Genomic DNA, 10,090 nt, shown 5'->3' on the forward strand with positions numbered 1-10,090 from the left:
TACAAATACTGATCACCATTAGTTTTGAAAGCTTCTTTAGAATCAGTAAAAAATTTACTGGCATGTTTTTCAAACGCTTCTCTTTCTTTCTGAATATCCATCACGCCACCTCGACTTCACGTTTATTACGGGCAAACAATGCGTATGCATCATCTTCACTAAAATGAATATCTATTAAAAAGAATCCGTTTGGTGCAATTGGGTCCCACTTGGTGATATCACAATCATCCATCATGGCTTCCCAATCATCACCGTTTACACAACCTTCCATCCATAAAGTCACTGTATCAATGTTGAAATGGCGCTTTAATTCATCCCAGTCTTTTTGATCAATCCATTCAGCACCATCAAATTTTTCTGCTAAATATTTTGAATATTCTGGATGCGTCCAAGTACCCATCTCGCTACGTACAATTTCAGCCGGTTCTAATTGTTTTAATTCCATTACGCCACCTTCAATATTTGATTAGCCACAACACGCGCTAAATTTTCATTCGTTTCATCTGATATAGCAGGGATGCGCAAGTGCATTTCATATTCATCAAATAACGCTTGGCATGCAGAATTACCCGTTAAATCATTCTTTACAAACACATAGCTCAAAGCCTTACGGGTGCCTTTACCACTAAAAGTGCAGCTACCATCTGCAAGGACTTTCTTCACATAACCAAGCTTCTCTAACCAAATTTTGAAGCCGTCGGCATGTTTATTTTTAATGCGGAAGATCATGCTGCCACCTCATACTCTGCATTCAACTCAGTCATTGCTTTATCGACGACAATGTTGAAATTAATGACTGCTTGCTCAACACCTGTAATGTCCAAATCTTTTGCAAATACCCGAATAACCACAAGTTGCAAATGCTCAGGTAGGCGAGGATCAAAACTAATAAAGTCACACCATTTGCGACGAGTACACGCCAATTGCCAAGTAATTTGCGGGATGTATTCCGCAGGCACTTCTTTAGTGAGTAGTGTGTTCAAATGAGTTGTTGTAGCAGGGCACTTAACCTCAATTTGACCATCTAAATTGATTAATCCATCAGGCGATGCACCGCTTAATTTAATGACCGGGTGATCAACTAACCCTGTGCCTTTAACAAAATTACCCGTCTCATTTTCATAAGCAGCAATCGCATTTTCTTCCTGATCGATACCCCATTGCATTGCTTTTGAGGTTGGGGTTTCCTCCTGAACGCCAGTAATGCGCTCAGAAAGAATTGTTAATGTTAGGGCGTTGTATTTCTTGCCTTTAACAGGTTTTGCGCCGATATCTTTAATGCGGCTTGCAGTCACTTTACCGCAGCGATCTGCAAACCAACCTTCACTACGCTGGAGAATGGTCATAAGTTTCTCCTTGGCGTGCTAATGCTTGGTCAGCAAGTTCAGCGATTTGCTTTAAGTTTGCTGAGTGAGTGGTCCAGAAGTGTTTTTTGCAATCACCTTTAGGTAAGGCGATATAAGCCTCCTGAAGTCGATTTGATCCGTATTGCGCCTCATTTTGAAGATGAGATAAAAACTCATCCTCAAATTCTTGGTAGTCAGCAGGCACCGAACTCCCAATTGCTTTTTGAGTGTCAGTAAACAACTCAGATCCACCAACCGTAATTTCCTTACCCTGCATTTCTTCGACTGTGTATTCGTTTCCAATCTCCTCTGGAAAGGCTTTGCGCAAAGCACCAGCTTCAGCACATTTAGCTAATTGGCCGCGCTTGCGCTTCGTCCACATTGAGTTCAGGCCACCATCCTTAACAGTGGCGCATGCTTCTTCAAAATACTCAGTGTGACAGAACGGAACCTTGTCGCCATGGATGATTCGGTACACAGTCACGGTGCATGACTCTGGAACCGTGTGCACAACATTGCCAAACTTAATATCAACCATCGGCCCAAATACTGGTGCATCTTGACCTGCATACTGGTTGGTACGTGTTGCGGTAATTCGATGCTCAGTGATAGACGGCATAATCACATCACGCCATTGTGATTGACCTGTTTTAGAGTCCTTCACACTCATTGGTACGATATGGCAAGGCTTCTTCATGATGTCGAGATTACGTGCCTTCGCATACTCAACCGCCATGATGATCGACTCAGGTTTTGCACCTGGAAAGATCGAAGATGTAAGGGCAGACCACATCGATTCGTCAAGGTCATAATCTTTGATTGATAAGCCTAATTGGCTTTCAACTTGAGCTACTGCATTCATACTCTTATTCCTTAAAATTTGATCGAAACATGAGGCACTAAGCCTTTATTGATTGCGTTCAGAATGGCTTTACCTTGATCAACATTCACACCAAGATCAGTCAGACCTTTAAGCGCTTCACTACAGATTTGCTTTTTGTGGGCCACATCAGCTTCACGCGCTTCAGCTGCTTTACGTGCAGCTTCTGCCTGTGCAAATTGCTCTGCTTCAATACGCTTACGTTCATTTTCAGCAGCTTGTGCAGCGCGCAATTCAGCAGCTTCTTTTTCAGCTTTTAATCGAGCTTCACGCTGCTCTGATTCAATCTTTTCACGCTGAACGCGCTCAGCTTCAAGGCGTGCTTTTTCTTCTGCTTCACGTGTTGCTTTTTCAGCAGCTTCACGGGCAATTTTTGCTTCGCGTTCTTGCTGAATGCGTTGCTGCTCAGCAATGCGAAGGCGCTCCAGTTCAGCCTGTTCAGCTTCGTATTTTTCACGGTTAGCAAGGGCAGTGCGTAATGCTTCCAGTGTTTCAAATTTGGCAAGCTTGGCTTGTTCTTCGAATTCCTCATACTGCGAACCAATCTCAAGTTCTTCCAAAAACTCAATATCGCCTTTTAACTTTAACGAAGTAGCATCAGCTTCAGGTGCGTGATCTTTAATAAATTGAACAGCTTCTTCATGCTTCGCAACACGATCCTTTTCAGCTTGCTCAAAATCAGTCAACGGCTTGCGGATTTCGTCTTGCAGCAACTCCATGTTGTCACGCCAAAATTTACGATCCGCATCAATAACTACAGCTTGTTGCTTAATACCTGAAACAAGCTCCTTACCATGGTTGTCTACTGTGGTTTTGATTCGAGCAAGGCTATAAGCGAACGACTTAAGTGATTCACGATCTTTCTTAACACTCATATCAAATACAACAGAGCGAGCATTTTCAGAGACACGATCAAACAAAGCTTTTGTACCGCCTTCAACTTTGAAAGCTTCGATAATTTCAGGTTGTTCAACAGCAACGATTTCTAGTTTCGCATTCATCCGTAAATCTCCTCTGCCATATCCTCAGCAACATAAGTAGCTTGCTGTTCAGATTCTTTTAAAAACTGTTCTTCGCACCACGCAAAAATCAACACATTCAACGCACGTAACTGCTCAGGAAGTAAGACAAATTCATTACCTTCTTTAGTTGCCACAGCATCAGTTTTCATTACAGTTACCAGTGTGTTTTCAATTGCTTTAAAAGCTGGGATATCAATTTCATGGCAGTTTTGTGGATCTGAATCACCAACTGCAAAACCTTGTGTGCACTCAAGTAATGGCATGCTGCATTCGATAGACGCATCACTGATAAAGTCGAAGCGATACTGAAGCGTGAATTCGACCTTGCCGTCATGAATAACAATGTCTTCAGCCACTTCAAAATCAGGGAAGACAGGGGCAAGGATTAAGGTGTTAGCTTTGATGTTCATTGATCGCCTCGCAAAATCGCAGCGTTAATATTTTGAATATCCACCTGATCGATGTATGCATTTACTTCAATGCCATCTTTGGAAACGCTCATTGGTTCCATATAGCGAATTGACTCACCATCAAGCCCATATTCAACAAATACTTCGTAATCACCGATAGTGATTAGCGCAGGGCATTGTTCAGCACAAAATTTAAGTTTTTGCTTAAGCTTTACTTCACCTGTAACGACAACTTGATTGTCGTCAATCGGTGCGGTAGTGGAGGCAGGTGATATTGAAAATGCACCAACAATGAATGCTGCAAGCGCAAGAGCACTACCAGCAAACTTGATTTGTTTCTTGTTACTATCCATAATGGTCCCCGTAGTTCATGCCCCGCATCCGCCAAGATTGTTCGGGGCTTTTTATTGATTACGAGTACAAATATAGACAAATCTATTTTATTGGTCAATAGACAAATCTATATATTTCTATATTTAATCTATCTTTGTCTATTAAGCACCTAATTAATATAGATAAAATAATATTAAAATTTACAAAAAAGCATGAAAAAACCCGCACTAGGCGGGCTATTTAGTTAATTACTTTGCGTTTTTTATAATTTGATTAGTTTCTCATAATTATGTGATTTAGTTGTCTATTCCAAAATTAACCAGCTCTATAAAATTGTCTGCCAATAATTCTAAAGCCAGCACCATTACTGTCATTTACAACCTTGTCTTTGTACTTGCTATTAAGGCTGTGTAATACAAGTTTGCCGCCATCTTCTTTAAAGATCTGCTTAAGCATTGCTTCACCTTGGAAATAGACAGCATAAAACTCACCATCACGAGCCGTCGTGTCAGAAGTATCAATTGCAAACTCGTCGCCACTACAAACATAAGGCTCTTGTGAATCGCCGTGAGCAATTGCCATTCTCGCATTCTCAGGTTTTACGTTGTGTTTTTTAAATATCTGAGCTGGAATCCCGCGCTTACCAATAACATCATCATAATGGAACTCAATGCTTTCACCCTCACCGCAAGAGAATCTAATGTTCACTAAATCTATCCAGATTTTATCATCTTCTATTTCTGGAGAATCTATAACAATATTGGGTGACTTTTCAAGCATTTGGCGTATGTTGGCGTCAACATCTGACGTTCCAACACCACTCTTTAACCAATAAACATCCACACCTAAGAATTGTGCAATCTCAGGCAATTTAGTCGAATTAACAAAATCCACTTTCTCTAAATGGCTGTATGAGGGTTGTTTCATACCTACACCTTCAGCAACTTGCTTTTGAGTGTAACCAGCTTTTAGTCGAGATGCTTTTAAGCGCTCAGCTTGAGTTAAAGGCTTATCCATATCATTAAACAACATATTGAACTCTCTATATTGTAATAGAAATTATTCTTTTGTACTAAGTTCAGGAATTACATAAAAATAGACAAATCTATTTAAAATTGTTGACTATAGATAGATTGATCTATATTTTATATAGACAACCTATAAGGGGGTCTATATGTCATCTCAAGTACAAAGTCTGATTGATTACTTTGGCGGGCAAAAAGAAACAGCTAAAGCAATCAGCATCACACAACCAACACTAAGCCATTCTTTGAAGCTCGGGGAATTGTCAACTGAGGCTGCGCTGCGTGCGCAAAAAGCCACAGGTAATAAGTTCAGCGCACTGGATTTACGTCCAAGCCTAAAAGAGCACTTTAAAGAAATTAATGTTGCGTAATCACACAAAAACAAACCAAGGACCAGGGGAGTCTTACCAGTGGGAGTTGACGAAATGCAAGAAGCCTTAAATTTAGGTTTTCTGGATATAAACGGAAAGAAAACCGATTCTACATCTGTGCGAATGACGCATGAAGCACTGCAAGCCATTGACGCTTTGGCTGCCATGGATGATGTAAAGCGTTCAGAGTGGATTCGTGATGCTGCCATAGAAAAGCTCATGAAATTCAAGAAACAACATGAGTATCTCAGCAAAGCATTCGGTAATACCACAAATACAGTGAATACATCGTGTGAAAACGAAAAAAGCCCAGTAGCGCGAACTACTGAGCCTTTGTGTAAACAATCTAGGGGATTAAATACATGGAAATTTTAACACAGAAAAATCAAATGATCAGCTTGGAAATTTCCGAGCTTGTTCAGTCTCGTCATGACGATGTAAAGCGCTCGATAGATCGCTTGATTGAGCGTGGTGTCATAGCACGTCCGCCAATGGCGGTTGTAGAAAAAGAAGCGAATAGTCGAATCTACAAAATTGAAGTTTACGTTTTTTCAGGCGAGCAAGGAAGGATGGATTCCATCACTGTGGTTGCTCAGCTTAGTCCTGAATTCACAGCGGCTTTAGTAAAGCGTTGGTATGAGCTTGAAAATGCTCAAGCCAAATTACCTCAATCATTTGCTGAAGCACTTCAACTCGCAGCAGATCAAGCGCGACAACTCGAACTTGCAGCACCAAAAGTCCAGTACTTCGACACAATTGTAGAGCGAGCAACTTTACTTAATGCCACACAAGTAGCTCAAAAAATTGGAATGTCTGCCGTAGCTATGAATAAGCAGCTTGATCTACTAAGCGTATACAGTCGTGGTGTGAAGCGTGCTCGCGTATTCCAACAATGGTTTATCGATAAGGGTTTTGGTGAGCTTAAGCAAACTGAGCTTGGATTTTCTCAACCAATGTTCACAACCAAAGGTGAAGCATGGGTAATTGAGAAGCTAGTAAGTGAAGGGGTGGCGGCATGAGAGGATTAACTCACGGCACAAATAGTGGTTATCAGCACCATAAATGCCGCTGTCTTGATTGTTGTGATGCTAAGCGTAAATACGAAGCGGAACGCAAAGCCAGAAAACAAGAAAACCTTCCTGAGTTGGTGGGTCCAAAACCAGTTAAGCACGGCACACATAGTGCGTATGCAAAGAAATGCAGATGCGAAATTTGCTGTGCATTTATGCGCGGGTACAACATGGGTTACGGACTCATTAGAAAAGAGAGTGGCTCTGACGAAGACATAGAAAGATTTGAAGAACAGATGATCGAAAGAGAAAGGGTTTGTGGAACTGCCGACAGCTATTCTTTTGGTTGTGAGTGCGACCTATGCTTAACAATCGGCCGTGATCTTTGGATGCGTCAGGTAAATAGAGGTGCAGCATGATCGACTCTCTATTCCAAGACCGTTTCAGTACCGACTTTAACTCTGTATTTGGTGTTGAGCGTGGTCACTTCTCATTCGGTGAATCAAAAGACCGTGCTGACATTCCACAGCATCAAAAGAATCGAAGCAATGCGCGCTCAATGGGTCGCACAACGTATATGCATACCAAGTCGTGCAAGGCATGTGGTGGTTTGGTGCGTAAAGTTAAGAATAATGAATGTGTGGAGTGTAACTAATGCATAAATACCTACACCATATTGGCGATTTCATGCGTGACACAGTTCACTTGAATGCCCTTGAAGAATGTTTTTACCGTCGTGCATTGGATTTTTATTACTTAAACGAAAAACCATTACCCAAAGAAACCCAAGTGGTTTTTCGTCGGTTACGTGCAAATACCGAAGAGGAAAAGCAAGCTGTTTTAAATGTGCTTTCTGACTTCTTTATTGAGCAAGAAGACGGTTTTCACAATAAACGTTGTGATGCTGAAATCGCTGGATATCAGGCTCATGCCGATAAAAATCGTGAAAATGGGAAAAAAGGTGGTCGACCACCAAAAAACAAGGACTTGCAAAACCCACAAGAAACCCAGTCGGTTAATTTGGGTTCTGAAAATGAAACCCAAAAAAACCTTAACCATAAACCATTAACCATTAACCAAGAACCATTAACCAATAACCAATATAAATATACGTTTGACCTGAACACGGTGAACACGAAATTGAAAATGGCAGGTCGGTTTGAAGTAGATCAGAAATACATTGATCAACTGCAATCACAATTCGAGTTGTACTACGCAGATCAACACATGGTTGCCAACAAAGCATTGGTGAAATTTGTTCAATGGATTATGCGAAATCAAGATTCTGAAAAACAGAATGCAGCAAAGCCTCAAATACAAACCTCTCAACAACGCACCGCATCTGAAATGGATCGTTGGAAGCAAGGTATTCAAGAAGCTCTCGCAGGTGAGGCGATTGATGTAACGCCAAAAAAGCCGTTTGTGATTCAGGAGGTGGGTAATGCCTAACATCACTACTCAGGACGTTATGCGTCTGATCAACAAAATGCGTGTGAACTACGGCAAGAAGTTTGCGGACCAGTGGACAGGTGTTGATATCGCTGAACTCGCTCAAGAGATGCTTGAAAACTACCAAGGTTTGACGGTTGAAGATTTTACTCGTGGCATGGCTCGTATGAAACGTGAAAAGTGGCCGCCAACAGTTCCTGAATTCAGAGATTGGTGTGAGCCTAAATCAGAAGAATGGCTTGATGCGCATGAAGCTTGGGCTATTGCGAAAAATTCAATCGAAATGGGTACTGGTCGCGAATTGACAGTGGTGTGGACTGAACAAGCAGCAAAGGCATTTGAGAAGTGTGCTGACTTGGTTGCTACTGGTGATAAATATCAATTGGCTGAAGCTAAAAAGATCTTTACTGCTGTGTATGAGCGATTGGTTACAGAAGCGAAAGACCTTGGGGTTAAACCGGTTTACACAACAAGTCTTGGTGTGGATAAGGATCAGCAGATTGCAGCAATTCAACAGGCTCAATTGGAAGGATTTCTACCAGCACCTGAAGCAGCTGCACAACTTGAATACAAGCAATCAAGCTCAGAGCTAAATCAAGACGCTCAGAAATTCAAAACAACTGCTCAAGAAGCGTTAGCGAAAATCCAAGATCTGATCAAGCGCGAACCCGTAAACAAGATGATCGAGGTTTTGAAAGACCCTCAGGAAGTTGAAAGCATGGAATTCGAGCATGTAGATCCATTCGATAATTTTGAGCAATACAAAGCGAGTCTTGGTTTTGAAAACAAGAAGATCCCATTTGCTTTGAGATTTATGGAAGAGGATCAACGTGTAGGAGGTGGGGTGTGAAGGATCAACATGACAATAAAACCGTGGATTGGTGTCGCTCACAACATGCGGTAGCTCAAGGCGAAAAAATGATTGTGGTTTTAAGCCACATGTTATCCAAAAGTGGGAAATCAAGCGTTGCAGACGTGTTGGCTTTGGTGGGTGGCACCAAGCGAAGTGTACAACGTTACTTGGATCAATTAACCCAAGCGGGTTATGTGCAGCGCGATGATGCATCACCTGCGGGTTTTACGGCTACTAATAAAACAAAACAACTATTTGGGGTGAAGGGATGAAAGCACAGCAATTTATTGAAGACCATGGATTAGAGCAGGCACGCAATTTACTAGGGATGCTTAAAAATTTTGGCTGTCCTAATGATATGAAGTTCACAGTCATAAATGGGATGTGGCACAGATCAAGTGAGGGGTTTACGTACGATGATCTTAGTACTGCCATTGCCGACCACGACCGCACTGATCGTGTATCAGACATACGGAATCATATTGCGCCGACGACGAGGGTGATTGAGGGATGAGTGAATTAAGAGAACGGTTTGAGCGACATCAGGCAGGGTTGCTGAATATTGATTATGAAGAGCTAAGAGATCAATTTGATCACCATGAAGAAATCTTTGGTAAGAGGTATGTGACTTTTAGTGACTTTGAAAAAGAATTTGAATTGTGGCAAGCATGTTGGAATCACCAACAAACCATCATCGACAACCTAAAAGCCCAGCTCAACAACATGGAGGCTTGTTATATCGAGAAGAAAAAACGTGTGGAGTTGCTGGAATCCAATATTAAAAATCTTGTGGTGCAGCTTTCAAATAATTACGAGGTTGCAGAGGATGAATACAAGAAAAATGCTGATTCATATTATTCGGGAAAATGTGATGCTTTTGATCTAGCTGAGCAATTAGCTTGCTTGGCTTTACGAGGTGACAGGGACCAGCATCTCACTCGCTGAATACCATAAACAATATGCGCCCAAGACTAAATCCAAGTCAGGGCGCAGCAAATATAACGCACAGCGCATTGAAAAGGATGGAATGAAGTTCGATAGCGTCAAAGAGTACAAGCGCTATATCGAGCTTACAGCGCGAATGCAAAGGGGTGAAATTTCAGAGTTACGGTGTCAGGTCAAATTTGTCTTGGCACCTAAGGTGAAATTGGAAGGCGAGAAAAGGGCAAAACCTGAATTGAGGTATTACGCGGATTTCACATACATCGAAAACGGGAAATTCATTGTTGAGGATGTGAAGTCGCCGGGAACGAGAAATTTACCAAGTTATCGCAATAAGAAACACTTAATGAAAACAGTACACGATATCGATATTAGAGAAGTTTGAGGGATTGGGATGAATGCAATAGCAGAAAAATTTGAACCGTTTGAATGGTTGACTAAGGGTATTA

The 10,090-nt window shown here is 41.6% G+C and carries 18 protein-coding genes; 10 read left to right on the forward strand and 8 right to left on the reverse strand.

What is annotated here, in order from left to right; all coding sequences use genetic code 11:
* Positions 1-100: 100 nt before the first annotated feature.
* From FTU29_RS16540 to FTU29_RS16575, 8 genes are all read right to left on the reverse strand, one after another.
* Positions 101-445 (reverse strand): hypothetical protein, encoded by a 345-nt coding sequence (locus tag FTU29_RS16540; RefSeq protein ID WP_180122936.1) that lies wholly within the window; start codon positions 443-445, stop codon positions 101-103.
* A complete protein-coding gene (locus FTU29_RS16545; protein WP_257226953.1) occupies positions 445-729 on the reverse strand; it encodes a hypothetical protein in 285 nt (94 codons plus the stop codon). The genes FTU29_RS16540 and FTU29_RS16545 overlap by 1 nt, the downstream gene beginning before the upstream one ends.
* Positions 726-1,346 (reverse strand): lambda exonuclease family protein, encoded by a 621-nt coding sequence (locus FTU29_RS16550; protein WP_180122938.1) that lies wholly within the window; start codon positions 1,344-1,346, stop codon positions 726-728. The genes FTU29_RS16545 and FTU29_RS16550 overlap by 4 nt, the downstream gene beginning before the upstream one ends.
* Positions 1,327-2,208: a phage recombination protein Bet gene (gene bet, locus FTU29_RS16555; protein WP_180122940.1), complete on the reverse strand. Its 882-nt coding sequence runs from the start codon at positions 2,206-2,208 to the stop codon at positions 1,327-1,329. The genes FTU29_RS16550 and bet overlap by 20 nt, the downstream gene beginning before the upstream one ends.
* An 11-nt stretch (positions 2,209-2,219) precedes the next feature.
* On the reverse strand, positions 2,220-3,227 hold the full coding sequence (locus tag FTU29_RS16560; protein ID WP_180122942.1) for a hypothetical protein: 1,008 nt from the start codon (positions 3,225-3,227) through the stop codon (positions 2,220-2,222).
* Positions 3,224-3,658: a hypothetical protein gene (locus FTU29_RS16565; RefSeq protein WP_180122944.1), complete on the reverse strand. Its 435-nt coding sequence runs from the start codon at positions 3,656-3,658 to the stop codon at positions 3,224-3,226. The genes FTU29_RS16560 and FTU29_RS16565 overlap by 4 nt, the downstream gene beginning before the upstream one ends.
* Positions 3,655-4,011: a hypothetical protein gene (locus FTU29_RS16570; RefSeq protein ID WP_180115157.1), complete on the reverse strand. Its 357-nt coding sequence runs from the start codon at positions 4,009-4,011 to the stop codon at positions 3,655-3,657. Before FTU29_RS16570 ends, FTU29_RS16565 begins: the two co-directional genes overlap by 4 nt.
* Before the next feature lie 295 nt (positions 4,012-4,306).
* Positions 4,307-5,023: an XRE family transcriptional regulator gene (locus FTU29_RS16575; protein WP_257226954.1), complete on the reverse strand. Its 717-nt coding sequence runs from the start codon at positions 5,021-5,023 to the stop codon at positions 4,307-4,309.
* A gap of 142 nt (positions 5,024-5,165) precedes the next feature.
* Between FTU29_RS16575 and FTU29_RS16580 the strand changes: the two genes are divergently transcribed.
* The 10 genes from FTU29_RS16580 (at position 5,166) to FTU29_RS16625 (ending at position 10,026) form a co-directional block, all read left to right on the forward strand.
* A complete protein-coding gene (locus tag FTU29_RS16580; RefSeq protein ID WP_180122946.1) occupies positions 5,166-5,387 on the forward strand; it encodes a hypothetical protein in 222 nt (73 codons plus the stop codon).
* Positions 5,388-5,441: 54 nt separating this feature from the next.
* Positions 5,442-5,762 carry a ribbon-helix-helix domain-containing protein gene (locus FTU29_RS16585; protein WP_180122948.1) on the forward strand — a complete coding sequence of 107 codons (321 nt, stop codon included), beginning with the start codon at positions 5,442-5,444 and terminating at the stop codon, positions 5,760-5,762.
* A complete protein-coding gene (locus FTU29_RS16590) occupies positions 5,750-6,406 on the forward strand; it encodes a phage antirepressor KilAC domain-containing protein (RefSeq protein WP_180122953.1) in 657 nt (218 codons plus the stop codon). The genes FTU29_RS16585 and FTU29_RS16590 overlap by 13 nt, the downstream gene beginning before the upstream one ends.
* Complete coding sequence (locus FTU29_RS16595) at positions 6,403-6,816, forward strand: hypothetical protein (RefSeq protein WP_180122954.1); 414 nt, start codon at positions 6,403-6,405, stop codon at positions 6,814-6,816. The genes FTU29_RS16590 and FTU29_RS16595 overlap by 4 nt, the downstream gene beginning before the upstream one ends.
* Entirely contained in the window at positions 6,813-7,052 is a 240-nt protein-coding gene (locus FTU29_RS16600) for a hypothetical protein (RefSeq protein WP_180122955.1), read from the forward strand. The genes FTU29_RS16595 and FTU29_RS16600 overlap by 4 nt, the downstream gene beginning before the upstream one ends.
* Positions 7,052-7,846, forward strand: a complete 795-nt coding sequence (locus FTU29_RS16605; protein WP_180122956.1) for a YdaU family protein — start codon at positions 7,052-7,054, stop codon at positions 7,844-7,846. Before FTU29_RS16600 ends, FTU29_RS16605 begins: the two co-directional genes overlap by 1 nt.
* Positions 7,839-8,696, forward strand: coding sequence for a hypothetical protein (locus tag FTU29_RS16610; RefSeq protein WP_180122958.1), 858 nt, complete (start codon positions 7,839-7,841; stop codon positions 8,694-8,696). Before FTU29_RS16605 ends, FTU29_RS16610 begins: the two co-directional genes overlap by 8 nt.
* Positions 8,693-8,971: a hypothetical protein gene (locus FTU29_RS16615; RefSeq protein ID WP_180122959.1), complete on the forward strand. Its 279-nt coding sequence runs from the start codon at positions 8,693-8,695 to the stop codon at positions 8,969-8,971. The genes FTU29_RS16610 and FTU29_RS16615 overlap by 4 nt, the downstream gene beginning before the upstream one ends.
* A gap of 238 nt (positions 8,972-9,209) precedes the next feature.
* Complete coding sequence (locus FTU29_RS16620; RefSeq protein ID WP_180122961.1) at positions 9,210-9,644, forward strand: hypothetical protein; 435 nt, start codon at positions 9,210-9,212, stop codon at positions 9,642-9,644.
* Positions 9,616-10,026: a DUF1064 domain-containing protein gene (locus tag FTU29_RS16625; protein ID WP_373423641.1), complete on the forward strand. Its 411-nt coding sequence runs from the start codon at positions 9,616-9,618 to the stop codon at positions 10,024-10,026. Before FTU29_RS16620 ends, FTU29_RS16625 begins: the two co-directional genes overlap by 29 nt.
* The last annotated feature ends 64 nt before the right edge of the window (positions 10,027-10,090 follow it).

Origin of the sequence: Acinetobacter sp. YH12086 (genome assembly GCF_013419345.1) — a bacterium.
In the GTDB taxonomy this organism is placed as follows: Bacteria; Pseudomonadota; Gammaproteobacteria; order Pseudomonadales; family Moraxellaceae; genus Acinetobacter; species Acinetobacter amyesii.

Coding starts and splice junctions, on each gene's coding strand:
- FTU29_RS16540 (WP_180122936.1), bottom strand. CDS start 445: ATGGAATTAAAACAATTAGAACCGGCTGAAATTGTACGTAGCGAGATG.
- FTU29_RS16545 (WP_257226953.1), bottom strand. CDS start 729: ATGATCTTCCGCATTAAAAATAAACATGCCGACGGCTTCAAAATTTGG.
- FTU29_RS16550 (WP_180122938.1), bottom strand. CDS start 1,346: ATGACCATTCTCCAGCGTAGTGAAGGTTGGTTTGCAGATCGCTGCGGT.
- bet (WP_180122940.1), bottom strand. CDS start 2,208: ATGAATGCAGTAGCTCAAGTTGAAAGCCAATTAGGCTTATCAATCAAA.
- FTU29_RS16560 (WP_180122942.1), bottom strand. CDS start 3,227: ATGAATGCGAAACTAGAAATCGTTGCTGTTGAACAACCTGAAATTATC.
- FTU29_RS16565 (WP_180122944.1), bottom strand. CDS start 3,658: ATGAACATCAAAGCTAACACCTTAATCCTTGCCCCTGTCTTCCCTGAT.
- FTU29_RS16570 (WP_180115157.1), bottom strand. CDS start 4,011: ATGGATAGTAACAAGAAACAAATCAAGTTTGCTGGTAGTGCTCTTGCG.
- FTU29_RS16575 (WP_257226954.1), bottom strand. CDS start 5,023: ATGTTGTTTAATGATATGGATAAGCCTTTAACTCAAGCTGAGCGCTTA.
- FTU29_RS16580 (WP_180122946.1), top strand. CDS start 5,166: ATGTCATCTCAAGTACAAAGTCTGATTGATTACTTTGGCGGGCAAAAA.
- FTU29_RS16585 (WP_180122948.1), top strand. CDS start 5,442: ATGCAAGAAGCCTTAAATTTAGGTTTTCTGGATATAAACGGAAAGAAA.
- FTU29_RS16590 (WP_180122953.1), top strand. CDS start 5,750: ATGGAAATTTTAACACAGAAAAATCAAATGATCAGCTTGGAAATTTCC.
- FTU29_RS16595 (WP_180122954.1), top strand. CDS start 6,403: ATGAGAGGATTAACTCACGGCACAAATAGTGGTTATCAGCACCATAAA.
- FTU29_RS16600 (WP_180122955.1), top strand. CDS start 6,813: ATGATCGACTCTCTATTCCAAGACCGTTTCAGTACCGACTTTAACTCT.
- FTU29_RS16605 (WP_180122956.1), top strand. CDS start 7,052: ATGCATAAATACCTACACCATATTGGCGATTTCATGCGTGACACAGTT.
- FTU29_RS16610 (WP_180122958.1), top strand. CDS start 7,839: ATGCCTAACATCACTACTCAGGACGTTATGCGTCTGATCAACAAAATG.
- FTU29_RS16620 (WP_180122961.1), top strand. CDS start 9,210: ATGAGTGAATTAAGAGAACGGTTTGAGCGACATCAGGCAGGGTTGCTG.